Origin of the sequence: [Muricauda] lutisoli (nom. illeg.) (assembly GCF_017313105.1) — a bacterium.
Classification (GTDB): domain Bacteria; phylum Bacteroidota; class Bacteroidia; order Flavobacteriales; family Flavobacteriaceae; genus Flagellimonas; species Flagellimonas lutisoli.
The window spans coordinates 618,517-644,545 of sequence record NZ_JAFLND010000002.1 but is presented as its reverse complement, the minus strand read 5'-3'; the positions used below and the strand labels follow the sequence as shown (position 1 = coordinate 644,545).

The 26,029-nt window shown below is 41.0% G+C and carries 23 protein-coding genes; 10 read left to right on the top strand and 13 right to left on the bottom strand.

Annotated elements, in window-relative coordinates; all coding sequences use genetic code 11:
- Positions 1 to 141: 141 nt before the first annotated feature.
- The 3 genes from tatA (at position 142) to J0X13_RS10150 (ending at position 3,035) form a co-directional block, all read left to right on the top strand.
- The gene (tatA, locus tag J0X13_RS10160; RefSeq protein ID WP_207028696.1) at positions 142 to 339 is read left to right on the top strand and encodes a twin-arginine translocase TatA/TatE family subunit; all 198 of its coding nucleotides are present in this window, start codon (positions 142 to 144) and stop codon (positions 337 to 339) included.
- A gap of 190 nt (positions 340 to 529) precedes the next feature.
- Entirely contained in the window at positions 530 to 2,614 is a 2,085-nt protein-coding gene (locus tag J0X13_RS15695) for an OmpA family protein (protein ID WP_207071308.1), read from the top strand.
- Between the two features lie 250 nt (positions 2,615 to 2,864).
- On the top strand, positions 2,865 to 3,035 hold the full coding sequence (locus tag J0X13_RS10150) for a DUF6747 family protein (protein ID WP_207028693.1): 171 nt from the start codon (positions 2,865 to 2,867) through the stop codon (positions 3,033 to 3,035).
- Positions 3,036 to 3,120: 85 nt separating this feature from the next.
- Here J0X13_RS10150 and J0X13_RS10145 read toward each other — a convergent pair whose 3' ends face one another.
- The 3 genes from J0X13_RS10145 to J0X13_RS10135 all read right to left on the bottom strand — a co-directional run bounded on the left by J0X13_RS10145 (position 3,121) and on the right by J0X13_RS10135 (position 7,042).
- Entirely contained in the window at positions 3,121 to 4,119 is a 999-nt protein-coding gene (locus J0X13_RS10145; protein ID WP_207071307.1) for a DUF4837 family protein, read from the bottom strand.
- 12 nt (positions 4,120 to 4,131) lie between these two features.
- On the bottom strand, positions 4,132 to 5,733 hold the full coding sequence (locus J0X13_RS10140; protein WP_207071306.1) for a lytic transglycosylase domain-containing protein: 1,602 nt from the start codon (positions 5,731 to 5,733) through the stop codon (positions 4,132 to 4,134).
- 118 nt (positions 5,734 to 5,851) lie between these two features.
- The gene (locus J0X13_RS10135; protein WP_207071305.1) at positions 5,852 to 7,042 is read right to left on the bottom strand and encodes a phosphoglycerate kinase; all 1,191 of its coding nucleotides are present in this window, start codon (positions 7,040 to 7,042) and stop codon (positions 5,852 to 5,854) included.
- Positions 7,043 to 7,224: 182 nt separating this feature from the next.
- Here J0X13_RS10135 and J0X13_RS10130 point away from each other — a divergent pair, with 182 nt between their 5' ends.
- From J0X13_RS10130 to J0X13_RS10115, 4 genes are read left to right on the top strand one after another with little or no spacing between them, the layout of a single operon-like run.
- The gene (locus J0X13_RS10130) at positions 7,225 to 8,376 is read left to right on the top strand and encodes a DNA polymerase III subunit (protein WP_207071461.1); all 1,152 of its coding nucleotides are present in this window, start codon (positions 7,225 to 7,227) and stop codon (positions 8,374 to 8,376) included.
- A gap of 13 nt (positions 8,377 to 8,389) precedes the next feature.
- Entirely contained in the window at positions 8,390 to 8,785 is a 396-nt protein-coding gene (locus J0X13_RS10125) for a DoxX family protein (RefSeq protein ID WP_207071304.1), read from the top strand.
- A gap of 13 nt (positions 8,786 to 8,798) precedes the next feature.
- Entirely contained in the window at positions 8,799 to 9,254 is a 456-nt protein-coding gene (locus tag J0X13_RS10120; RefSeq protein WP_242535699.1) for a hypothetical protein, read from the top strand.
- 50 nt (positions 9,255 to 9,304) lie between these two features.
- A complete protein-coding gene (locus J0X13_RS10115; protein ID WP_207071303.1) occupies positions 9,305 to 9,883 on the top strand; it encodes a DUF7010 family protein in 579 nt (192 codons plus the stop codon).
- A 55-nt stretch (positions 9,884 to 9,938) separates the two neighbouring features.
- On the opposite strand, the gene J0X13_RS10110 is transcribed toward J0X13_RS10115, so the two are convergent.
- The 6 genes from J0X13_RS10110 to J0X13_RS10085 form a co-directional block, all read right to left on the bottom strand.
- Positions 9,939 to 10,445 carry an OmpH/Skp family outer membrane protein gene (locus J0X13_RS10110; RefSeq protein WP_207071302.1) on the bottom strand — a complete coding sequence of 169 codons (507 nt, stop codon included), beginning with the start codon at positions 10,443 to 10,445 and terminating at the stop codon, positions 9,939 to 9,941.
- Positions 10,446 to 10,686: 241 nt separating this feature from the next.
- Positions 10,687 to 11,511: a class I SAM-dependent methyltransferase gene (locus J0X13_RS10105; RefSeq protein ID WP_242535698.1), complete on the bottom strand. Its 825-nt coding sequence runs from the start codon at positions 11,509 to 11,511 to the stop codon at positions 10,687 to 10,689.
- Entirely contained in the window at positions 11,495 to 12,040 is a 546-nt protein-coding gene (locus tag J0X13_RS10100) for a hypothetical protein (protein ID WP_207071301.1), read from the bottom strand. The genes J0X13_RS10105 and J0X13_RS10100 overlap by 17 nt, the downstream gene beginning before the upstream one ends.
- Before the next feature lie 98 nt (positions 12,041 to 12,138).
- The gene (gene mnmG / locus J0X13_RS10095; RefSeq protein ID WP_207071300.1) at positions 12,139 to 14,007 is read right to left on the bottom strand and encodes a tRNA uridine-5-carboxymethylaminomethyl(34) synthesis enzyme MnmG; all 1,869 of its coding nucleotides are present in this window, start codon (positions 14,005 to 14,007) and stop codon (positions 12,139 to 12,141) included.
- A 2-nt stretch (positions 14,008 to 14,009) separates the two neighbouring features.
- The gene (gene ybeY / locus J0X13_RS10090; protein ID WP_207071299.1) at positions 14,010 to 14,429 is read right to left on the bottom strand and encodes an rRNA maturation RNase YbeY; all 420 of its coding nucleotides are present in this window, start codon (positions 14,427 to 14,429) and stop codon (positions 14,010 to 14,012) included.
- Positions 14,422 to 17,847 (bottom strand): coiled-coil domain-containing protein, encoded by a 3,426-nt coding sequence (locus J0X13_RS10085; RefSeq protein ID WP_242535697.1) that lies wholly within the window; start codon positions 17,845 to 17,847, stop codon positions 14,422 to 14,424. The genes ybeY and J0X13_RS10085 overlap by 8 nt, the downstream gene beginning before the upstream one ends.
- A gap of 159 nt (positions 17,848 to 18,006) precedes the next feature.
- Between J0X13_RS10085 and gltX the strand changes: the two genes are divergently transcribed.
- Positions 18,007 to 19,503: a glutamate--tRNA ligase gene (gltX, locus tag J0X13_RS10080; protein ID WP_207071298.1), complete on the top strand. Its 1,497-nt coding sequence runs from the start codon at positions 18,007 to 18,009 to the stop codon at positions 19,501 to 19,503.
- Between the two features lie 93 nt (positions 19,504 to 19,596).
- Positions 19,597 to 20,529, top strand: coding sequence for an SPFH domain-containing protein (locus J0X13_RS10075; RefSeq protein WP_207071297.1), 933 nt, complete (start codon positions 19,597 to 19,599; stop codon positions 20,527 to 20,529).
- Positions 20,530 to 20,601: 72 nt separating this feature from the next.
- Here the strand turns inward: J0X13_RS10075 and J0X13_RS10070 are convergent, their stop codons facing one another.
- From J0X13_RS10070 to J0X13_RS10055, 4 genes are all read right to left on the bottom strand, one after another.
- On the bottom strand, positions 20,602 to 20,817 hold the full coding sequence (locus J0X13_RS10070; RefSeq protein ID WP_207071296.1) for a DUF6327 family protein: 216 nt from the start codon (positions 20,815 to 20,817) through the stop codon (positions 20,602 to 20,604).
- On the bottom strand, positions 20,814 to 21,164 hold the full coding sequence (locus J0X13_RS10065; protein ID WP_207071295.1) for a phage holin family protein: 351 nt from the start codon (positions 21,162 to 21,164) through the stop codon (positions 20,814 to 20,816). Before J0X13_RS10065 ends, J0X13_RS10070 begins: the two co-directional genes overlap by 4 nt.
- A 3-nt stretch (positions 21,165 to 21,167) precedes the next feature.
- Positions 21,168 to 21,497, bottom strand: coding sequence for a YtxH domain-containing protein (locus J0X13_RS10060; RefSeq protein ID WP_207071294.1), 330 nt, complete (start codon positions 21,495 to 21,497; stop codon positions 21,168 to 21,170).
- Positions 21,498 to 21,814: 317 nt separating this feature from the next.
- A complete protein-coding gene (locus tag J0X13_RS10055) occupies positions 21,815 to 23,500 on the bottom strand; it encodes a glutamine--tRNA ligase/YqeY domain fusion protein (protein WP_207071293.1) in 1,686 nt (561 codons plus the stop codon).
- Positions 23,501 to 23,766: 266 nt separating this feature from the next.
- On the opposite strand from J0X13_RS10055, the gene J0X13_RS10050 reads away from it, so the two are divergent.
- Positions 23,767 to 26,025, top strand: coding sequence for a T9SS type B sorting domain-containing protein (locus J0X13_RS10050; RefSeq protein ID WP_207071292.1), 2,259 nt, complete (start codon positions 23,767 to 23,769; stop codon positions 26,023 to 26,025).
- Positions 26,026 to 26,029 lie beyond the last annotated feature (4 nt).

Here is a 26,029-nt window from a genome sequence, read left to right as displayed (position 1 = left end):
TAATATGCATGTTAAGCTTTTTAAAAAGCTGAAGGGGATAAGTTCTTAAAATTCATTTTCAAATGCTAATTTTCGTTAATCCAACATGCTCTTCAACATCTTTTTAGTACTTTTACATTTCTAATTAAAGGTTTTGAAGATATGATTGCTCAAACTATATTTCTTGGAATGCTAGGTCCTTGGCAGATTGTTTTGATTGTTGCCGTGGTTGTTTTGCTGTTCGGAGGTAGAAAAATCCCAGAACTAATGAAGGGCCTTGGAAGCGGAATCAAAGAATTCAAGGACGCAACGAAAGAAGACGAAAAGTTGGAAGGCGGAAGCAACGAGTCAAAATCCTAATTGACTTTTTGTGCGCTGAAACGTGCCATTTTACTAAAGGTTTTCGACCAACGACAACATTTTTTAAGCGTTCAACGCCAGAAATTCATCCTTTCACAACAAAAAGTTATCACCCCACTTACCATATTCTATTTTAGCGGTTACAACTAAACTGTTAAGCCCCTCATGCTTAACCTCAAAATGAACGTGTTTGTTCATTTGTGCAGATGAAGTGGTAATGAAAAAACTGACCTTGCTTACTTTTCTCCTATGCTCATTTGGGATTTTTTCCCAGGAGTTGGCCCTATCCGAATTTGATGGGAAGACTTCTCTTTCCAGCACTGCGAAGGTCAATGAGGAAAGCAGTAACTCCGATTTTGTTAAACACCTGGACGGTCTCAGTGATAAAAAGCTTGTAAAATACCTGCGCAAAGAAGGTGTTGCCGATAAACTCATTGAAAAAGGCAATGAGTACTTTAACAAAATGTGGTATGCGGAGTCTGCTCGGATTTTCGATATGGTACTTGAAAAAACAAGCGCTGAACATACCCTAACTTTGCTCTCAAGAGCGGGCGATTCCCATTATTATACCGGAAACCTTGAAAAGTCGTACAAATGGTACAATGAGCTGTACCAAAGGTATCAAGACCAAATGCAGGAAGATACTTTTTTCAAGTACACGCAAACCTTAAAGGGAACTGGTAAATATAGAAGAGCCGCCGCCTTAACCAAAATTCTGCGACAAAAACGCGACCAACCCCTAAAGGAACTTAAGCGCCCTGAGCCCGGCACCTGGAAAGGTGCGACCAATGTTAAAATCAAAAACCTTGGGATTAATTCGAAATACTCGGATTTCTCCCCCATGTTCTACAAAGGCTCAGATATTGTATATGCATCTGCCAAAGACTCTTCCATTTTGACGACCCGTCGCTATCGCTGGACCAATCAGCCGTTTTTAGACCTTTATGTGTCCAAGCGAAAGAACGAGGAGGGAGACCTGTTCAGTCCCAAAAAATTCTCCAAAAAAATAAATACTAAATATCACGAGGCCTCGTTGGCCTTTTCTCCGGATCAAAAAACCATTTATTTCACCCGAAACAATTATGGCAAAAGGCTCAAAAGAGGGAAAAACGGCATCAACCATTTGAAAATCTATCGCTCTCAATTTTTAGGGGGCGAGTGGACGGACGCTGTAGAGCTTCCCTTTAACGGAGATAATTATTCCACCGGTCACCCAACAATCAGCAAAGATGGTAAAAAGATGTATTTTGTATCTGATCGGCCGGGAGGCTTTGGTGGAACGGACATCTATGTGGTCGATATTTATGAAAATGGCACGTACTCTGAGCCCAAAAACCTTGGAAGAACGGTAAACACCGATGCAAAGGAAATGTTTCCTTACGTTACTGATGATGCCCTTTATTTTTCATCCAACCGAGCCATGGGATTTGGTGGTTTGGATGTGTATAAATCCGATGGTTCCGGCGAAGTTTTCAGCGTAGGCATCAATCTAGGCAAACCCATCAATAGCAACAGGGACGATTTCAGCTATATTATAGACGCTTCGGGTGAGCAAGGGTATTTTGCGTCTAACCGTAAAGGTGGCAAAGGCGATGATGATATTTATTCATTTAAATACACCCTTAACCTTAACGCGATATCCGGTTCTGTGAAAGACATTACCACTGGCGAACCAATCAATAAAGCAAAAATACGGCTGTTCAATCAAGATGGGACATTACAAAATGAAGCTTTAGCGGACTCCACCGGAAAATATACCTTTAAGTATTTGGACCCGGTGACCGGCTATACGGTCGTTGCATGGAAGGAGGGGTTTGAAAGAGATAGCCTTTCGGTAAAAACCAAGGATAACGAACAGGTTGAAATATCGCAATTCCTCAAAAAAAGATTGAGGGAAAAAGAAGTTGTTGTCGATGATATATTTGAGCCCAACAATGTATACTTTCATTTTGACAGTTATCAAATAACAGCTAACGCAGCCAAAGAATTGGATAAGCTAGTTGCTGTTTTAAAAGAAAACACGGAACTGTCCTTGAAAATTGAATCGCATACAGATGCCATTGGCTCCAAATCATATAACAAGTACTTGTCGGATAAGCGCGCAAAATCCACAAGGTCCTATCTTATTTCAAAAGGTATAGATCCCTCACGAATTATTAGCGCCATTGGTTATGGGGAGGACCGTTTGTTGAACAACTGTTCCGATGGCAAACCATGTACTCCCGGCCAGCATCGTTTAAATAGAAGGTCTGAGTTTTATATAGTCCCGGAATAAGGCCGCTTTACCCAGTAAAGAACCTGGTGTTTCTTAATTTTTGAACGTCTTGTTGCATTTCACCGATCTTTATCCCCGTCCATCTGTTTCTGGCAATATGTCGTTTGTCGATCAAATCAATGGCTTTGCGGATTTTTAGCTTCACACTTAAGCTTTCACCCTGTTTTTATCGTCTTTCGTCCGTTTGTTTTTCTTTGATATTGACAAAATCAAACCTTTGTATTGTCTTTAAATCTTAAAAATCAAGCTTATGAAAAAATTATTACTCGTAAAAGAAATTTATATAGAGGCTTTCCGCAATTTGGGAAACATAATAGTGGAAAAATACTTTAAGGTATTTGCCTGGTTCAGCTTTATCATGTTCCTCATTGTGCTTTATGCCTTTGTGTACAGAGTAGCTACAGGCTTTCCGTTTGATTAACAAACCTAAGCTTTAAAGAACAGAAAAGCCCAGAAACCAAGTTTCTGGGCTTTTTTGATTTTTGAATATTATTAATTGTGCTTTCTTAATCTGCTGCTGCAGGAGCGTCAAACTTTATGGTTTTTAATATGGCCTCCAGCTCAAACATATAATCCCTTTTAGCTTCAGAAGGTGCGAACGTAAACCCTTCCACGATCATTTTTCTATTGTTTTCCTTATCGTTAATGATATAGGTTAGAAAGGGACCGGCCATTGGATATCCGTGGATTTCCCAAACACCTTTTACCTCAGCTGCCTTTTTTCCTCCGATTTCGACCGGGAAAACATACGGAGCAAAAGCTTTCTCCGTGATCATATAAGTATTCTCATAAGGTCCAGGAATATACTTTTCGCCAATAGAATCACGCATCCTCACGATATCTTGTACAAAAGTGGAGTCATTGCTAAAATAGTCCCATGGCATTTCATATGCGATAATGTTCATGGTTCCTTTAGGAATCTCGATATCCATCCAAACAAAATTATCCTCTCTTCTACCTACTTTATAAAGCGATGGAACGTTGAGTTGAATCCCAAACTCTTCCTCTAAAGCTTGATCTTTACTGAGGGAGCGTTTGAAGCGTTGCTGTGCCTCGGCAATTTCATTTGCCTTGAACTCCCTGATGGCCCTATCGGCCAAGGAATCCAAGTTTTTGATCATGACTTCCTCTGTAGGCCCTGTCACCACCGCTACCTTTTGGGGTTTGGAATATGCATCGTCCTTAATATGGGCCAAAGAGGTTGAATCCTTCTCTACATAAAGAATAGACCTGGAATGTGTTGTGGTGCCCTTAAAAACCTTTGGAGGCACTTGTGTAATGGTAAATTTGGGCTCAATTTGAGGCAGACCAATAATCTGGGCCGCAAACTCATCCCTTATTTTCTCGCCCACCGGTCCTCTCCATAGTTCGGTGTCCATTACAACCATCAAAGAGTTGATCCCTCCTGTAGAGGGTGGTAAAAATCTTTCTTTTGAACCTGAATTATTACAGGATCCCAATGCCAACAGGACTGTGGCAAACAATAGTGTTCCTAATTTTTTCATCTTGTGCTAAATTTACGAAGAACAATCACACAATTTAAGTTTTGTGCCCGGTTTAAGATTGTTCCCACTAATACCGTTCCATTCTCGTAAGTTTTCGATGGAAATTCCAGGATATTTTCTTGAAATCGTCCAAAGGGAGTCCCCCGACCTTACCGTATGAACTTTGGAACCGCTCGCAACATTTCCTGAAGACTTGGAACTACTGCTGTTTGTGGTGTTTTTTGCGATATAGGGCTTTCTTGGGAAAATGGTCAATCGTTGTCCAATACGGAGGTTGTTGCTTCGCAGCCCGTTCCATCTTTTGATTTGGCTGACTCCTACACCGTATCGTTCTGCAATTTTACCCAAATAATCACCGCTCTTTACACGATATCTAATTTGGTCTTGAGCAGTAACCATATTGGGCAACGGTTTTTCAAGGGAGTCCAATTCCTTTTTTACAAAAGCATAGATTTCCTCCTCATTGGATACGAACTTCCCTATTTTTGAAACCGGCAAACGCAGGGCATAGTTCTTCCCTTCCACCTTTGGTATGATGTTGAGCTTGTACGCAGGGTTCAACATTTCCAGTTCTTCGGTGCCTATATCCACTAATTTGGAAATTTGATCAAATGTGATAAGGTTTTTTACGTGAACGGTATCCGTTTCAAAGTAAGGGCGTTCCGCTTTTTTGTACTGTAAACCATGTTCTTCGGCATATTCAAAAATGTACATCGTTGCCAGAAAAGCAGGAAGATACCCAGCTGTTTCACGTGGAAGGAATGGACGAATGTTCCAATAGTTTTCATATCCGCCAGAGCGTCGAATAGCCTTGTTTACGTTGCCCGGGCCCGAGTTATATGCCGCAAGCGCCAAATCCCAGTCCCCGAAAATACCATATAGTCTGGAAAGGTATTTACTGGCTGCTTTTGTGGCCATAATGGGGTCGTGCCTTTCATCCACATAGCTGCTGACATCCAGACCGTACATTTTTCCGGTACTGTACATAAATTGCCAAAGGCCCTTGGCACCAACCCTAGATCTTGCCTTGGGATTCAAAGCAGATTCCACAATGGCCAAGTATTTAATTTCCAAAGGGATGTTCTGGTTGTCCAGCTCCTGTTCAAACAACGGAAAGTAAAACTGGCTCGCTGTGATCATACGTTGCATCAAATCTCTCCTACGTGTTAAAAAAGACTTGATCACACTCTCCAAAGATGCATTATAAGTTATATTGAACGGGGTCTTTTCATTCATTCGGGCCAAACGGGCCTTAAGCGTATCTGTAGGCAAATCAACCTCAAAGATGGAATCTTGCTCGGGTCCATTCTGGATTTCCAACAACATATCGCTAAATAGGTCCGCATTGCTGTGGAGTTCCTTCAGCCAAAGACTGTCGTAACGCCATGCCTCATCCAGATCACGTAATTTGAATTTTCCATCCTCATGGGTTTCCAATGCCATTAACTGGCCATCTATTTTGATATTAGATACGGCAATAGTTGTTTTTTCCTCTTCTTGAAGCAACGTGGAATCTTTCTCCGATTTCGGCACAGCATTTTCTTCTTGTGCGCTTACATAGGGAGCTGCGGACAGTATGGCCGCGAAAACAGCTATTTTCAATTTTTGGTTCATTTGGACGAGGTTTGATTTTTGGGGCGAACTAAAATGGCTTTTTTTTCTCAAATAGTAAAGCCGAGAGACAAAATTCTCTTAGTTTTAACGTTTCCCTCAATAACTCAGAACGTGAGACTTAGCTCAATATTGCGGCGATGCCCGGCAAGGTTTTTCCTTCCAAGCTTTCCAACATGGCACCACCTCCAGTAGATACGTAGCTTACTTTGTCCTCAAATCCGAATTGCTTCACCGCGGCAACGGAATCTCCACCACCAACGAGTGAGAATGCACCAGCCTGTGTGGCTTCATCGATATAATTGCCTACTGCTATGGTTCCCTTGGCAAAGTTTTCCATTTCAAAAACACCTACGGGACCGTTCCACAAAATGGTCTTGGACGCCAATATCACCTGCTTAAAGATTTCCAAGGTCTTTGGACCGGCGTCCAATCCTTGCCAGCCATCAGGAATCTTGTCCACATCAACAAACTGGGTGTTGGCTGCATTGTCAAAGTCATCTGCCGCCAAAACATCTACGGGCAAAAACACCTTTACGTTTTTGGCCTCGGCCTGTTTTAGGATATCCAATGCCAACTCCATTTTATCATCCTCACATATGGAGTCACCTACTTTGCCTCCTTTGGCTTTTACAAAAGTGTAGGTCATCCCACCTCCGATGATAAGGTTATCGACTTTGTCCAATATGTTTTCAATGATAGTGATCTTGGAAGATACTTTGGCTCCACCCAAAATAGCGGTAACAGGTTTTTCGCCAGTTTCCATCACTTTATCAATTGCCTTGATTTCTTTGGCCAACAAATAGCCAAAGCATTTGTTTTCCGGGAAAAATTTGGCCACAATGGTGGTTGAGGCGTGGGCCCGGTGTGCGGTACCAAATGCATCGTTCACATAAATATCACCGTTCTTGGACAGTTCCTGGGCAAAAGACTCATCTCCAGCTTCTTCTTCTGCATGAAAACGAAGGTTCTCCAACAAAAGCACTTCTCCGCTCTGTAACCCGGCAACCGCTTCATCGGCTTTGGAGCCCACACAATCCTCTGCGAATTTTACTTGAACCCCAATAATTTCGGATACAGTTTCGGTAATATGTGAGAGGGACATATCTGGGTTTACCTTGCCTTTTGGTCTGCCCAAGTGGCTCATCAAAACAGCGGAACCGCCATCTTCCAAAACTTTAAGAATGGTAGGTTTTGCAGCATCGATACGGCTTGTATCGGTCACATTGAAGTCGCCATCCAACGGCACGTTGAAATCAACTCTGATCAATGCTTTTTTTCCTTCAAAATTAAAATCGTCTATCGTCTTCATGTAGTGTGTTCTTTTTTGAGAGTTTCAAATGTAAAGATTTCCTGCTTTTTCCGTGGTCGGACGGGCTTATTATTTCAAAGTTTCACGCTTTTTAACCTTTTCTGTTTGATATGTTACACCAGCAAGGTATGGTGCAGGGGTTCCATGCCAAACTTCAACACTTAAAAATGTATCTTTGGAACATGTTTTTTAAAAATGTTCTAGGTCTCGAGCACATCAAAAACCATTTGGTGACCACCGCGGATACAGGTCGTGTGGCCCACGCACAATTGTTCGTTGGCCCCGAAGGTTCAGGGGTGCTTCCAATGGCGCTTGCCTATGCGCAATATTTGCTTTGCGACAATACAGGCGGCGAAAATGATGGGGAAAATACCGTTTGCAATACCAAATGCAACTCCTTGACGCATCCAGACCTTCATTTTGCGTTTCCCGTTTCCAATTCGGACAAAGTAAAATCGCATGCGGTGAGCGACCATTATTTGGAAGAGTGGCGACAATTTGTAAAGGAACAGCCTTATGGCAACTTGTTTGACTGGTACAGGCACATCGGCATTGAAAAAAAGCAGGGGCAGATTGGGGTGGATGAAGCCCAGGATATGGTAAAAAAGCTTTCGTTAAAATCCTACGAAGGGGGTTATAAAGTGCTGATTGTTTGGATGGCCGAAAAGATGAACGTTTCCGCTGCCAACAAGCTTCTGAAACTTATTGAGGAGCCTCCGAACAAAACCATACTGCTTCTTTTGGCAGAAGAAGAGGAGCAAATCATCAACACCATACGCTCCCGTTGTCAAATACTGAATTTTCCCCCACTGGCGGAACAGGTCATCACGGATGCACTTCTACTGAAAGGGGTGGCCCAAACCGAAGCACTGACCATCGCCCTGGAAGCGAACGGCAACTTCAACAAAGCACTTGATCTACTCAACAAAGATTCGGAGGATCTCGTTTTTGAACGTTGGTTCGTACAATGGGTCCGTAGTGCTTTTAAGGCCAAGGGCAACAAGGGCGCCGTACAGGAATTGATTTTATGGAGCGAAGAAGTGGCCAAAACCGGCCGCGAAGTGCAAAAAAAGTTTCTGAACTATTGTCTCACCATGATGCGCCAAGCGCTTTTGCTCAATTATAACGCCAATGAACTGGTATATGCCAAAGTGCACATGGAAGGTTTTGACCTGAACAAGTTTGCCCCTTTTGTACATGAGAACAATATTTTGGATATTGTAAAGGAGTTGGAACAAGCCATTTTTCACGTGGAACGGAATGGAAACTCCAAACTTATTTTTACAGATCTATCCATTAAACTCACGCGGCTTTTACATGCAAAGGCTGCTTAAATAAAAACCGATCATGAGCAATTTATTATCGCACGCCACAGAAATTCTACTATTGGTGTTTTTGACCATTACTTTTTTACAAAGCGGAATAGATAAAATTTTGGATTGGAAGGGCAACTTGGGTTGGTTGACCGGTCATTTTTCAAAATCGATTTTTAAGGGAACCGTTCCCGTATTGCTCAGCATCATTTTAGTGTTCGAAATGCTGTCCGGAATACTTAGTGGCGTAGGTGTTTTTCAATATGCGATTGATGGTGAAAGTGAGATTGGTTTTTACGGAGCTATTCTTTCTGCATTGACTTTGTTGATGCTTTTGTTGGGCCAACGGGTTGCCAAAGACTATGCAGGTGCTCAAACCATTGTGGTGTATTTGATTCCCACTATTTCCTTGTTGTATTTGATGCAATAAAACACTCTTTAAAATGATTCTTGACCCTGTCCAAAGACCCGAACTCTCCAAGAAAAGCAAAGATGCCTACGAGCAATTTGAACGATTGATCGTTGAAATCAAAAAAAAGAAATTGCCCGAAGAAATCGAGTTGGTCATCAATAAACATATAATGCAACTTAATTCGGTAACAGGCTCTGATAAGGTCTTGAGCGCGGAAATTCGAAAGGAGCAGTCCAAAATTATTGGTTTACTGGCTCAAAAATTAAAGGTTGTGCCCTTAAATTATTATAGAAAAACATGGTTTGTTCTTGGAATGACGGTTTTTGGGATTCCCATTGGAGCAGCTTTGGGCCTTAGTTTGGGCAACATGGCATTTTTGGGAATTGGCTTACCGGTTGGCATGTCGATTGGTCTTGCCATAGGTGCTGGCATGGACAATAAAGCTAAAGAAGAAGGAAGACAACTTGATATTGAACTTAAAATGTGATTATCGAGAATAAGATAAAATCAAAAGAATAACAGGCTTTCAATCAAAAAATGAACGAACAATTACAAAACAAGGAAGGCAGTGCCTTTGATTCCTTTTCAAGCGCACAATCCGATTTACGCCAAGGCTATGCCGATGGGGCATTGGGCGTTCTAGCATCCGGAAGCGTATGGTTGGTGGCCGCCTTGGTGTCGTTTTTTATTTCATCACAAACCGCGATTTGGACCTTGTTTTTTGGCGGCATGCTTATTCATCCACTAGGGTTGTTACTAGCCAAGCTTATAGGTGTTTCTGGAAGTCATTCCAAACAAAACCCTTTGGGAAAATTAGCTATGGAAGGGACCATTTTTATGTTGATGTGCATCCCCTTGGCCCTCCTCCTATCATTACAGAACCACACTTGGTTTTTTCAGGGAATGTTGTTGATCATCGGGGGAAGATATGTAACGTTCTCCACCCTATACGGCATAAAAACATATTGGGTTTTGGGCGGTTTATTGGGCGTTGCGGCAATTATTCTCTTTTATTTGAGGGTTTCTTCGGGGTTTTCCGCACTTATGGGTGCATTGGTAGAGATTGGTTTTTCAATATTTCTGTTCCGTGCTTACAAGGAAAAACAGTTGAAGTAAATAAAAAACCCACTCTAAAAGAATGGGCTTTCCAAATACCTACAATGTGTAGTGATTAATTCTCGTATTTATCGTTCAAAATTTTAAGAATGGCGTCGGTAACGTCATTGGCTTCTTCTCCGTAAATCACCGAGCCGCCTTCGCCGCCACCTAAAATATAGGTGTAACCATTTGCTTTACCGTAAGCCCTAATCTCTTTTTTTACCTTTCTTACCAAACTGTCCATTTCAGCTTGACCTGTCTGTTGCAACTGTTGTTCTTCTTGTTGGAGTTGTTGACCAACAAATTGTCCTCGTTGTTGCAATTGGGCATATTCTTCTTGCGCATTTTTCTGAGACATTTTTTGAGCCTTGGTCTGGAATTCTTGCAACTCCATTTGAAAGGCTTGGGAAATACTGTCCCTTTTTTTGGTCATGGCATCAGCTTTTGTTTTGAACCTGGCATCCACATCAATCTTCTCTTGATATTCTTCCATGACCTTTACACTGTCCACATATCCGATTTTGTTTTGCTGACATGCCATGGCGGTGATGGCAATCGCAAGCACTACTACTTTTTTCATCATTTACTTTTTATCGATGCGCAAAAATAGAAAAGCTTTTCGAATGGGGATCATTTAAGTTTAGAGGTTCTCCAACAATTATTTTACCTGTCATAGGTTTTTTCTATGAAAAAGGTTCGGTCGGATTGAAGGTGTTTATTTTCAAGGCCTCCATAAATACGCCCATTTAAGCGAATCTTTTTTGTTTGATGGTGTTGTCCGTCCGAAGCTGGAATCTTAGCGCAGCGAGCTTAAAAACAGCTTATTTTCTCTTTTTAAGGATGTAGATCAAAGAAGAATGCTCTTTGGTGAAGATAGCTTTGATATTGGACCATAATCCAACAAAAAAAGCACTGAACAGGTAGCCTTTGTTTCCCCTATATTTTTCGGAGAGCATGGAAACATAAAACGCATCGAACCACATGGGTTTTATTTTGATGACCTCCATTTGATGAGGGGCAAAAAGTTTGGCAATGGATGTTTTTGAAAAATGCCACAAATGTCTTGGAACATCAAAAGCCGCCCAGTGCGATTTGTAATGTTTGGCATCGTAAGATTTAAAGTTGGGAACGGCAATCACCAAAACACCATCTTCTTCCAAAAGATTGACCAAGCGTTTGATCTGCTGATCCAGATCGGGAAGATGCTCCAATACATGCCAAAGAGTAATGGCCTGATATTTTTGGTTTGGTACATCCACTAAACCAGAAAAAAGATGAACCCCTTTTTGTTCGGCTAGCTTTCTGGCCTTGTCATTCGGTTCTACTCCCGATACCTTAAAACCCGAATTTTGGGCCGTAATCAAGAAATCTCCTGTTCCCGCACCCAAATCCAGTAAATTTTTTGGGGTATCTATTTGATTTACAAGCAATTGGCCTTTATTTCGAAGGTTTTTTCTCTTAACTAGCTGATATAATCGGTCTGTAAAAGAGGTTTGGGAGTCTGTATGGGAAATATAGTTCTCGCTTTCATAATAAGGGGCCAGGTTTTGGGGCTGCGGTTTGGTTACCAACATATCCAATTCTTCATCCCGATGCAATTCGAAATGTTCTCCAGAAACAGAAAAATCTTTAGTTTTTAAAAACAACTTTATTATAATTGTCGGTTGCCAAATATTCGTTTTTCAAGTTCCGAAGATAGGATAAAATCAACTCTCTTGAAACGGAATTTTCGGCCAAGCAATCCTCCTCGGTGTTACTAAAAACCTCCAAAGCAATATACCAATTTCCCTTGCGAGATGTATGCACGTCATCAAAAACGGGGTCCATATCTGCTGCTTTATTCAAAGCTACGTCCAAAGCCAAAGGAATTAAATTAATTGACTTGGTCGGAATTTCAACTTCATAAAATGAAAAGTAAAATGTTTTTGCATCTAAAGAAAAAGGAGCCTGCACATCAACATAATAATCGTTGAGCTGAAATTTTGTGTTGATGTAATCGTAAAATTCATTCTCGTTTTTAGGGTCTTCAAAAACAAAAACATTTTTTTTAGGGAGTCCTTTTTTAAATCGCTTACCCTCCGTCACTTTATAGTCCTTTATTTTCGGAGCAATCCGAAGCGGAATACAAGAACCTAAAAAAAGCAATACAAAAACGGCTGATACTATTCGTTTCATTTGACTTAGTATTATGCAAAAGTCAAATCAAAAACTGAGCCGTTTCCATATATGTGTAAATTAAAAATGCTGTGTTCCACGTGGAACAAATCAAAGGTTTATCTCCCCAAATACACCAAAAGCACGCTTATGTCGGCAGGAGAAACACCACTTATTCTTGATGCCTGGGAAATCGTTACAGGCTGTATGGACTGCAACTTTTCCCTTGCTTCATAGGATAATGATTTTAGTTTGGAATAGTCAAAATCATCTGGGATACGAACATTCTCCAAACGCTGAAGTTTATCTGCATTTGTTTTTTCCTTCTCGATATAACCAGAATATTTAACTTGAATTTCTGCTTGTTCCAACACCTCGGTATCCAATTCATTTTTGTTTACAAACTCAGAAACGGATTCCAACTGAAGCATGTGGTCCATCGTTACTTTTGGTCTAGAAAAGACCTTGAATAGTTTATCGGACTGCTTTACCAAAGATGAATTCAAAGACTCCAAAATAGGGTTGATTTCGTCTGTAGTATAACTGGTCCTTCTAAAAAAATCAATGAAGCTTTCAGACTTGTTCATCTTCTCCTCCATTCGTTTCAAGCGTTCTTCCTTGGCCAGACCAATGGCATATCCCTTTGGGGTCAGGCGCAAATCGGCATTATCTTGGCGTAACAATGTTCGATATTCCGCCCTAGAAGTAAACATTCGATAAGGTTCTTCGGTGCCCTTTGTGATCAAATCATCCACTAAAACGCCTATATAAGCTTCGTCCCTTTTTAAAACAAATGGCTCATTTTCATTGATTTTTAAATGTGCATTTATCCCTGCCATCAAACCTTGAGAAGCGGCCTCTTCATAACCGGTGGTTCCATTGATCTGACCAGCAAAATATAGGTTATTGACCAACTTGGTTTCCAATGTATGCTTTAATTGTGTGGGCGGGAAATAATCATATTCAATCGCATAACCAGGTCTAAAGAACTTTACGTGCTCAAAGCCTTTTACGGATTTCAAAGCCTTATATTGAACATCCTCGGGCAAGGAAGTCGAGAAGCCGTTCACATACACTTCCACGGTGTTCCATCCTTCCGGTTCCACAAAAATCTGATGGGAATCTTTATCTGCAAAACGATTTATTTTATCCTCAATAGAAGGACAATATCGAGGCCCAATACTTTTAATTCTACCATTGAACATCGGTGATCTTTCAAAACCCTCACGCAATAAATCATGTACCAATTTACTGGTGTGCGTCATATGGCAATCGCGCTGGGTTTTAAGAACCGGGGTATTCAAGTAGGAGAATTTCTCCGGTTTTTCGTCCCCAGGTTGAGGAATCATTTTTGAATAATCCAAAGACCTTCCATCAACTCTTGGCGGGGTTCCCGTTTTCATTCTTCCACTATCGAAACCTAGCCCAACCAACTGTTCCGTAATTCCAGTAGCAGCTTTCTCTCCTGCTCTACCTCCACCTAACTGTTTTTCCCCAATATGGATAAGTCCATTTAAAAAGGTGCCATTTGTAAGCACCACGGCTTTAGCTCTAATTTCTAAACCGAGGCTTGTTTTAACCCCAACGACCCGGTCTCCTTCAATCAACAAACCGTTCACCATTTCCTGATAAAAATCTGCATTAGGAGTGTTCTCCAAAGCCATTCGCCACTCCTCTGCAAAACGCATACGATCATTTTGCGCGCGCGGACTCCACATAGCAGGTCCTTTTGATTTATTGAGCATTTTAAACTGTATAGCAGACTTGTCGGAAACAATCCCACTATAACCTCCAAGGGCGTCAATCTCTCTCACAATTTGTCCCTTTGCGATACCACCCATGGCCGGGTTACAGGACATCTGGCCAATCGTTTGAAGGTTCATTGTAACCAACAAAGTGCTTGATCCCATATTGGCTGCAGCGGCTGTTGCCTCGGCACCAGCATGTCCTCCACCAACAACTATAACATCATATTCCTTTTCAAACATATCTATGGTTCCACGTGGAACATTTTAATCTTTTCATCTTCCTTTTCCCGCATCCTTTTAATCTCATCATCTGACTTGTCGCCGTATCCTGCCAGGTGTAAAATTCCATGGCTCATAACACGCCGAAGCTCATTTAAAACATCAACTTTATACTTCTTCGCGTTCTCTTCCACCCGTTCTGTTGAAATGAAAATATCGCCAGAAATTGTTTTTCCGTCGGTATAATCAAAGGTGATTATATCCGTAAATGTGTTGTGGTTTAAATACTCTTGATTGAGTTGCAATAAATATTCATCGGTACAAAAGACATAGTCAATCTGACCAGCTTCCAATCCTTCCGATTTAATAATCCTATTTACCCAATCGGCATAATCGGATGTATTACTAATCACCAGGTCACTTTTAAAATGGAATTCAATCATTATTGAAATAAACCTTTACCTTCTTTTCGAAATTTTGCCGCAAAGGTAACGCTTGTCTATTTAATATTTCAATGCTATTCCGGTAATCTTGAAGTAGTTCCGGTTTGGTCGTTATAGGGTTGGAATAGCGGTTAGGATCATTCTTGCTTTCCCTTTCCTTCTTTTCCCCTTGTTCCAGGGATGCATTTTCCAGTTTCATTAACTGGTGTTGAATATTATTAGCCTTACTCCGAGTTCTCTCCGTAATCCCGTTTTCCAACAAATCATTCTCGAAATCCTCCATTTGCTTAACCAGCTTTTTAGCGAGATTCTTATCGGAATCTTGTATCATATCCTCTAACTGTTTTTCCAAGTTCTCCCGTAGATATTGTTGTTCCTTATAAATCTCATATACCTCGTTTAGGTTCATTTCACCAAGCCCATTGCCCTTAGATTGACTTTCGTTTCCTTCACCTAGACCTTGCTGTCCATTTTCTCCTTTATTACCTTGCTGCCCATTTTGACCCTTTCCTTGTTTACCTTGTTGACCTTCTTGCTGCCCTCCTTCATTTACTCCGTTTTGTTCCCCTTGTTCTTTGGATGATTCACCATCTTGACCTGAACCATTCATCTTTTCCTGGATACTCTGTTGCCCTTTTATAATATCAGGTAACTGAAAATCTTGTCCTTCGCCATTTCCCTGACCCGGTGACATATTTTGCTGCATATTATCCAAAATATTGGCCAAAAAATCAGCTAAGGCATTTGTTGCATTGATTACATATTGCTGATAAGAAGCGCCTTGGTAAATTTGATTCTCCGCAATGCTCTCCAGGGATTTGTCAATATTATAATACACTTCTGTAATTTGTTCATTTACAAATTCAGATAACTCCGCTCTGCGTAACGAAAGTGCAAAAAGACTATCATCCACATGCTCGAATAATCTCCTTAGGTTTTGTTGGTCTTTAACGGTTCTGGAAAACTGCGACATATCAACATCGGCACTTTGGATATTGTCAAAAAGATTTTCTTGCTTAAAAGAAAAAGTGATCAAATTGTCCAAGACCTGACGAAGCATCTCAGCGTCTTCAGTATCGGTTTCCCCTCCGCCCATGGCGCCAGATTTCATCGATTGACTCATTTCCCGCATTTTTTGTGCGGCAGATTTCTGCTTTTTGGAGGCATTGTCTTCTGCTTTTTGTTTATCCATTGATTGGGAAGATTCATCAATATCTTGATGCTTGTTTATCTCTTCAAGAGCATCCCGTTGGTCTTGTTTTACAGCATCGGTTTTCTTCTTATCCGTATCTAACGGAATTGGCTTCCGAAGGTCTTGGTTGTCGTTCTCCAACTCCCGTATCTCTTTTTCCAGGTTATCAAACTCCTCGTTTAATTTTTGTTGCTCCTTACCGGTAAAATCTTGGCCCAATTTTAATTCAGATAATATCTCCTGCTTCTTTGCCAGCTCATCAAGTTCTTTGGAAATTTGGGATGCCTTTTCCGTAACATAATACCGTTTTGTGAGCTCTAAGATCTGCTCCAGATTACGCGTATTCTTACCTTGGTTTTTACCCAACTCCTCTAAACGTTTTTGCAAATCTTCCTTATCTATTTTATCGGCAATCTTATTAAGTTCCTCCAACAATTTGGCGTTTTTCTTTGCCTCTGCTTCTTGACGTTCCAAGCGTTCCTGGATCATCTTTTTTAATTCAGTATCCTCTCCATTTTTATCGATACTTTTGTTCAGCTGCTGGCTAAACTTCTGCATCAATTCTTCTTGCATTCTTTGCTGCTGCAAAAAGTTTTTAATCTGACTCTTGTCCTCAAAACTTAAAGACTTTTCCTCTTTTTGTATACTGTTTATTTGTGATAGTTTTTCCTCTTGTTCTTTAAAATTTTTCAACGACTCCCCCATTTTGTCCAAAGTGGAGTTCTGAAACTCCAACTCTTTGTTATTCAGCTCATTAACATTATAAAGGGTGGCATTAAAAACGGTACTTTTGGTAACCTTACCGCCCCTAACTCCATCATTATCAACAACTTCAAAAAATAATTTGTACCGCTTTCCTGCTTTAAGCTGTAAGCCGGAAGGAAATGTGTAATAAAATTGGTAAACATTCGAATTTGGCTGTTCCAACGATATCCGTTGAACATTCGTTACATCATCTGATGGATAACAGACCAACCTAATCTCCCTTAACCCATAATCATCAGCCGCTTGGCCAGTATAATAGGATTCATTTGGATTTAAGGAATCCAATACTTGATTCACTTGAACGGTGGCCTTGGCATCCTTGACCACGTTAAGTCGATAAGCTAAGTTTTCGTAATTCTGAACCTTACTGTTGGAAGTGCGCAACTCATAATCAAAATCGTTGAAGAGTCTCTTAACATTGGAAAAAAAATTGCCATCCTTTTTGAAAGAAAGGGCAGTATCACCCGCGATCATATTGATATCGGTGACATTATCTCCTTGTATTTTCCAGGTAACCTTGGTCCCCTCAGGGACCTCTGCGTTGCCTGTGCCCGTAATAATTTCAGACATTAAATTCAGATATGCAGGGTATTCCAATTCCAAAGCAAAATCAACTAAAGTCGGGGTTCTATAACTGTCGATTTCATATGTTCTGGAATCCCATCCATTGGCCGTAAAGTAAAAACTGCTTTCCATAACAGGTGGTTGGAAAGTGTATTCGTAAAAAGAGCCGCGATTCTGCATTAGCAGGTGTTCCCCATTGACCACAATTTCCACATCATCCGGTCGAAGATCACCAACGGTTTTTACTTGGATGGTCAAAGCATCATTGTCGGCCACCTCCAAATCAGAATTCAATATTTCAAATGAGAACGGGGCAGGCCTTTCGTAGGCCATATCAAAATGCATCACCCTTTGGTGGGAATTAAAAAACGAAACGATATCCCCTGCTATCCAAATGAAGGCAAACAGTAAAACCGGTATTATAATATATTTTGCATAGGAATAACTTTCCTTTAGATTAACAGCGTTGGCAAAAGGAACCGGCCCTAAATCCGTGGCGCGTTGTTCAATACTAGCCATTAAGAGATCGGACTTCTCTGGGTTTTCAGACAGCTCCAACAAATTCAAAAGTTTATCATCCACCTCGGCGAAATGCTTTCCAATCAATTTGGATGCCACCTTTTTGTCCATTCCTTGCCGAACCCTAAACAAATACATCAAAGGGATTGCCACATATCGATATAGCAGGTATACCTCTACTACCAAAAAAAGTACAAACAAGGTCAATCGCCATGAATTATCGAGCCATAATACATACTCAAAAAAAGTAATGGCGATCCAAAAAACAGTACCAAGTGTCAAAAACAAAAAAACACCTTTAATCAATTGCTTGGTATAAAAGCGTTTGATAAAAGCCTCAAGTTTGACCAATATGTTCTGATATGCGCTCAAATTCATCTATTAGAATTACCAAAATACCTGATCCACAGGAAATGAGTAGAAAAATTTTGTTAAACCTTAATCATTATATAACCATAAAACTATGAAAAGACTGTCCACTATCCCTTTACAATTCATTAACAGCGCAGTATCTTTGCTATCTAATCAAACCCTGTTATGAGTCAAAAAGTCCGTGTTCGATTTGCGCCAAGCCCAACGGGGCCGCTGCATATTGGAGGTGTTCGTACCGCCTTGTTCAACTATTTGTTTGCCAAGAAAAATGGCGGCGATTTTGTACTTCGCATCGAGGACACCGACCAAAACCGTTTAGTTAAAGGAGCCGAAGAATATATTATCGAAGCCTTGAACTGGTGCGGAATTCCGTTTGATGAAGGGCCCGGAAAAGAAGGTGACTTTGGACCGTACAGACAAAGTGAGCGTAAACAATTGTACAAATCCTATGCCTTGGAACTTGTTGAAAAAGATAAGGCCTATTATGCATTTGACACCCCAGAGGTTTTAGATCAGCATAGGAAAGATCATGAATCCAAAGGGAAAACCTTTATATACAATTGGCACAATCGCTTAAAGTTGACCAACTCGCTTTCCCTTTCCAATGAGGAGGTCAAAGATAAAATAGCCGCGGGAGAAGATTATGTAATTCGATTCAAATCTCCAGAAAACAAGGAACTCCTTTTAAATGATATCATAAGGGGTGAAATAAAAATTGACACCAATACTCTTGATGACAAAGTATTGTTTAAAAGTGATGGGATGCCAACCTATCATTTGGCAAACATTGTTGATGACCATTTGATGCAAATTTCGCACGTAATTCGTGGAGAGGAATGGTTGCCTTCCCTTGCGTTGCACTCATTATTATACGAGGCTTTTGGTTGGGATGCCCCAGAATTTGCGCACTTGCCCTTGATCATGAAACCAGTGGGTAAAGGAAAATTGAGCAAACGCGACGGAGAAAAAGGAGGTTTTCCGATTTTTCCAATTACATGGAACCAATCTGAAGGTTATCGAGAAGCAGGGTTTTTCCCGGAAGCAGTAGTCAACTTTTTGGCACTGTTGGGATGGAATCCCGGAACAGAGCAGGAAATATTCAGTTTAAAGGAACTGGTAGATACCTTTACTTTGGAACGTGTGAACAAATCCGGTGCACGCTTTGATCCAGAAAAGAACAATTGGTATAATCAGCAGTGGTTACAAATAAAAAGCGATGAGGAGCTTGCCAAAATGTTCGAGGCTGAACTTGACAAAAAAGGTGTTTCGGCAGATTCCGTATACATTAAACAGGTAGTCTCTTCGATAAAAGAACGAGCAAATTTTGTAAAAGACTTTTGGGGATTATCGGATTACTTCTTTCAACCGCCAACCTCGTTTAACGAAAAAGCGGTAAAAAAACAATGGAAAGAAGGCACTCCCGAAATAATGCAAGAAGTCGCTACCGTTCTAGAATCCATTCAAGATTTTAAATCTCCCATAATTGAAGAAAAAGTAAAGGCTTGGATTGCAGAAAAAGAGCTTTCCTTTGGAAAAGTTATGCCTCCGCTCCGTCTTGTAATCGTCGGTGACATGAAGGGTCCACACTTGTTCGACATCATGGCCCTTATTGGAAAAAAAGAAAGCGTCAACCGCATAAAAAGCGCCATTGCCCAGCTTTAGAAATTGACGGAAGTGTAACATTATTTGACGAATAGAGACTAATACATTGGTCAAGTTTCGTAATTTCCATTTCTAACATAAAATCTAAACACTATGGGCAACTATTTTCTTATACCTATTGCGTTTGTCGCACTGGTGATTCTTTTCAAATTCTTTTTTATTGTAAAACAACAGACGGCTGTTGCGGTAGAACGTTTTGGTCGATTCCACAGCATCAGAAATTCCGGTCTACAAATGAAAATTCCGATTGTTGATCGAATAGCGGGTCGGTTAAGCCTTAAAATCCAACAGCTGGATGTAATCGTTGAGACCAAAACTTTGGACGATGTATTTGTTAAACTAAAGGTCTCCGTTCAATACGTGGTAATACGAGAAAAAGTATATGATGCCTTTTACAAATTGGAGTATCCTCACGATCAGATAACTTCTTATGTTTTTGATGTGGTTCGTGCCGAGGTTCCAAAAATGAAATTGGACGATGTCTTCGTTAAAAAAGATGATATTGCTATTGCTGTAAAAGCAGAACTGCAAGACGCTATGTTGGATTATGGTTTTGACATCATAAAAACATTGGTGACTGATATTGATCCCGATGCCCAGGTTAAAGCTGCCATGAACCGTATCAACGCATCAGAACGTGAAAAAATTGCAGCTCAATTTGAGGGTGACGCCCAGCGTATCCTAATTGTTGAAAAAGCTAAAGCAGAAGCAGAAAGCAAAAGATTGCAAGGACAGGGTATTGCCGATCAGCGTAGAGAAATTGCACGTGGTTTAGAAGAATCTGTGGAAGTGCTGAACAAAGTGGGCATTAACTCTCAGGAAGCATCCGCATTAATTGTGGTTACCCAACATTATGACACTTTGCAAGCCATTGGGGAAGAAACAGATACTAATTTAATTCTCCTGCCCAATTCTCCACAAGCAGGTAGCGATATGCTGAACAATATGGTCGCCTCATTTACGGCAAGCAACCAGATTGGTGAAGCCATGAGACGCAAACAGGACGAAAAGAACTCGGATTCTTAATCTAAACTCAATTATGAAAAAAGGCTCCTGTAAAAAGGAGCCTTTTTAGTATATAAAACTTGAGGACTTATACTAATCAAGTTTCTTCAATATTTTTTTGGCAATCAATGTAATGGCAACTTTTTGAATCAAAGGAGCTAATCCATTCAATATATTGGTGGGGTATAACTCTTCCTTGGTGTTGTGAATTGCCAACTTTACCTTTTCTTCTTCGATTTGACGTTGCAATTTTAAGACCTTAAGATCGCGGTCAATTTCGTTAAATGATGTGTATTGTGTTTGAATCATAGTTCATCAAAATAAAATTTGGAAAACTTTTTTAGGAGTGGTTTTTCAACTTTCTTGTTCATTAAAAGAAATATAATACCTACCAGTACATAGAAGCCGCCAACGATTAGGAACCCTTCAGCTGTATTGCCCAGCATGGTTGCGAGCCAAAAAGCTGCACTCAACGAAAGAAACAGGAGGGCAATAAAACCCACGCCACCAATAAGTAAAACTTTAGTGGCCATGGTTATACCTTTCATCATAGACCTGAAACTTTGGAGTCTATAAAAGTCCAAACTGTTTTTTACATAGGAACGGACTCCATCTTCCACATGATCTATCTGCTCTTTAATTTCTTCGAATGCCATATATTATTTCTGTAGTTGAGCGTTCTTTTCTCTAAGATCTTCCAACTTTTTTTCGAGCGCCACCAAAATGTCATCGGCTTTATAACTCATATTGGATAAAGTATCTTCAAGCTTTTCCTCAAACTCCTCTTTTTTGGCGTCTGCGGATTTACTAAACTCTTCTTTGGCATGTGTTAAACTTTGTGCTATATCATCCTTTGCCTTTACAGCACTCTTTTTTATTTTTTTTCGTGTTTTTTTTCCTTTGTCCGGTGCATATAGAATTCCTAAGCCAGCTCCAACTGCTGCTCCGGTTAATAATGCGGTTAATACATTTCCTGTGTTATTTGACATAATGTTGAATATTTTAAATTAGACTTCAGTAATCAATCAATTGGTCGGTTTGTGTATGTGAAGAATTTCCTTTCCCAATCGATTTATTACAAAATTAGTCCAGCATAACGGCAATGATCGATGCAATCGCTCGAAACCTTGACGCTTTAGCTAATTTTTGATACAATATTGCGAATAAAGCCCTTTAAAGAAAGATTGCTCCGCCAACCATGTGTTAGGTCGTCACATATAAATTATGACGCTATATGGCAGCTAAGGGGCCGTGTTTTTATAAGGTTTTCTAATGGTTATAGTCAACAAAATAAGGAAATGCTATGCTATCCTTTTTGCTCCAATTTGGCCCAAGTGTCCCTTAAAGTAACCGTTCGATTAAAAACCAAATTTTCGGGAGTCGAATCGGTATCAACATTAAAGTAACCCAATCTTTGAAATTGAACCTGGTCTCCGACTTTGGCATCCTTTAAACTGGGCTCAAGATATCCCGTTACCTTTTGCAGCGAATCAGGATTTACAAAATCCAAGAAATCCTTATCCTTATGACTATCGGGAGTGGCATCGGTAAAAAGTCGATCATACAATCTTATTTCGGCTGTAATAGCGTGTGGAATGGATACCCAGTGCAAAGTTCCCTTTACTTTTCGTAAACTTTCTTCGGTACCGGAACCACTTTTACTTTTGGGGTCGTAGGTACACTGTACTTCCGTAATATTTCCATCATCATCCTTGGTACAACTTTCAGCCTTGATGATATAACCGTTCTTTAGCCTCACCTCACCACCAAGTTTAAGTCTAAAAAACTTTCGGTTAGCTTCTTCCCGGAAATCCTCCTGCTCTATATATAATTCTCTTGAAAAAGGAACTTGCCTGCTACCTGCTGTCTCATCCTCGGGGTTGTTTTCAGCATCCAACCATTCTTCTTTCCCTTCTTCGTAATTGGTAATGACCACTTTTAAAGGGTTAAGAACCCCCATAACACGAGGAGCTATTTTGTTAAGGTGTTCCCTTACATGGAAATCGAGCAATGAAACATCTACAACGTTTTCCCGTTTGGCAATTCCAATGGTATCCGCAAAATTCCGAATGGATTCAGGTGTAAACCCTCTTCGTCGTAGCCCTGATATGGTGGGCATTCGAGGATCATCCCATCCTGTTACAACCCCTTTTTCCACTAATTGAAGCAACTTACGTTTGCTCACAACGGTATGGCTCAGGTTTCTACGAGCAAATTCCCGCTGTTTTGGTCTCAACTTATCCGGAGATACCACTTGGTCCAAAAACCAATCATACAGCTCCCTGTGGGGCAAAAACTCCAGTGTACAAAGGGAATGGGAGACTTGTTCAATATAGTCGCTTTCTCCGTGGGTCCAGTCGTACATCGGATAAATACACCAATCGGTATTTGTTCGGTGGTGTGCTTTGTGAAGGATTCGGTACATAACGGGGTCGCGCATCAGCATATTGGAAGAGGCCATATCAATTTTAGCCCTCAAAACATGCGCTCCATCCCTAAATTCTCCATCTTTCATTCCTTTGAAAAGCTTTAAGTTCTCTTCAACGGAGCGACTCCTATACGGGCTTTCCTTTCCTGGCTCGGTAGGTGTTCCTTTTTGGCTGGCAATTTCTTCCGAAGTCTGGCTGTCCACATAGGCCTTACCATCCTGGATCAACTTCACCGCCCAGTCATACAATTGCTGAAAATAATCGCTTGCATAGCATTCAGTGGCCCATTCAAAACCAAGCCAGCTTACATCATTTTTAATGGCCTCCACATATTCCTTCTCCTCTTTAGCGGGGTTGGTATCATCAAATCGAAGGTTTACTGGGGCATTGTAACGCAGCCCCAATCCAAAATTAAGACAAATGGAGCTGGCGTGCCCTATATGCAAATACCCATTGGGTTCCGGAGGAAAACGAAACCTCAAGTCATTCTGTGTATAACCCTTTGTAAGGTCCTCCTCAACAATGTGTTCTATAAAATTGAGCGATCGAGCTTCTTCTGCCATACCAATTATTTGATGCGCAAATGTAGTAAAATCCCTTGTTGATAGCTACTTTTCGAGCTTCTGTGTATACAAAGTAGGCGATTTCACAACACTTTTACTGTACCCTACAACAATATCTTTCCATTCGTCGAAATTAGAGACATATTTGTTATTGGAATACTATATGGACAAGAGACGCCTGAACAACGTCTTTTGGAATGAATTACAATTAAGGGGCACAAACTAACAGGGCTATTAAGCCCATAACCTCTTAAAAACTAACGGTGATGAAAAGAAGTAATTCAACGTATAGCATTCTGGTTCTGGCCTTGGCTTTGGTGCTACTTGGTACCTTCGGTGCACAAGCTCAAGTACTTTATAAGCCCGAGCCGGCAGACAACCCCAATCTTGCGGGAAACTCAGCATGGACTGCGGTTTGTGCTTCCGCTGGCTTTAACGAATACTTTGTGAATTTTAGATGGGACCCTCCTATGGTGGAGAGTGACAACGAGTTTGTCCTTGAGCTATCGGATGCGGACGGCTATTTTGCCGAACCCACAGAACTTGCCCGTGTAAGCGACAAAAACACCGTTTTCGATTTTGAGTTCCAATTTGCGCTTCCCACCGACATGAGGGGCGATAATTTTAAAATGAGGGTTCGAAGTACCAGTCCTGCGAAAACAAGCCCTGCTTCAGACGCCTTTTCCATGTACTTTATCGACTATAATTCACCCTTGTTGATCAGTGAAAACGGAAGTGGGACCATCCCTTCCGGAGGTCTGATTCAACTGTGTGGTGGCGGATCTGTAACCTTAAAGCCCCACAACATTCCCAATGCAGAATCCTATATCTATAACTGGTACCGCAGCGGAACATTGCTTGCCACAAAATCAGAAAGTATCACCGTATCTGATCCTGGCATGTACTATGTGGAATTGGATTATGGGGATTGTTCAGGTTCCGCGAATACCTTATCGAACACTATTGAAATTTCTACCGGAACAAGTTCCGGCTTAGCTATAAATGGTGCAACCAGTGTGGAAGTTTGCCCTGGTGACACCTATAATTTAGAGGCAAATATTACCGGTATGGGATTAACCTATACATGGTATAAAGATGGAACTGTAGTAAGTGGGCCTACTGTTGACGGTAGTACGTATACTGTTGATGGGGGCGCTACTGGGTTTGAAGGTTCCTATGCCGTTGAAATTGATGGTGCCGGGGTTTGCAAAGAGCTATCCGAAGCGGTAACCATTTCAAGTACAGGTTCCTTTGATATTACCGTAAACAACGAGGAGAACATCGTGCTTCTTCCTTCACAAACCAAAACATTATCTGTGGGCACCTCTGCTGACAGCCCAAGCTACCAATGGTATAAAAACGGTTCACCGATAACCGATGCAACCGGTAGTTCACTTGTAATCACCGAAGTAGGAGAATATTATGTTGAAGTAACTGATAATGGAGGGGCCTGTACGCCTGCACCTGTGGCATCTGAGACCACAACGGTTGTGGCCCCGGATTCCTTTGAATTTGTAGTGGATTACGTCGGAACATATACCTCTTGCGAGAGTGTTGATGCAACCTTGAGCCTTAGTACCATAAACGCTGTGAGTGAAAATGGTGCTAAAACAGATGTTACGGCTGATTTACAAAACTCTTTTGACTATCAGTGGAAATTGAATGGTGGCAATGTAACGGGTGAAACATCCAAGACCATTACACTATCCAATCAAGAAGCCAATGGCGAATATAGTCTGGTTGGTACAGTTGATGCTTTCCAGGCATCCTCCAACACACTGCAGGTAAAGCTCGCATCCAATGAAACACTTCAGGTTACGGCCAATGGCACCGTACTGTGTGAAGGTGGTGAACCTATTGTTCTTGAAACCACAAAAGACTTGACCAACGAATCGTTCCAGTGGAAAAAAGATGGAACTGTAGTTGATTCATCCTCTGAAAGTTATACAGTTAGCGAAACAGGTGTATATCAACTTGTCATCACCTCCAACGAATGTCCGTTGGTATCCAACGAAGTAACCATTAGTGCCTTCGATGAATCATTGTTGGTTCTAGATAAAACCCAAGACCTCATCATTGTTGAGGGAGAGACCCAAACTCTTACCGCAAGCGGTGCGGATTCCTACGAATGGTATGATGCAGGAAACAATCTCATTTCTTCTAGCAGTTATTATGACTTTACTGAAGAAGGGGAGTACCTGTTGATTGCCACCTTCGGGACATGTACCGTAAGCAAAGTGATCACCGTTACCTACAGGGATATGTTTGCAATACCCAATGTTATTACCGCCAATGGCGACGGTATAAACGATTTATGGGTGTTGCCAAATACATATTCCAGAGACCCCAATGTTCTTGTCACCATTTTTAATGAGCGGGGAGAACAGGTATTTAGCCAAGCCGGCTATGAAAACAACTGGCCACAATCCACCACATCGTTCAATAAACAGAGTATGATCTTCTATTACAAGATTACACGCGGTGGCAAAAGCCTTAAACAAGGAACAATCACTGTTATTAAATAAGCAG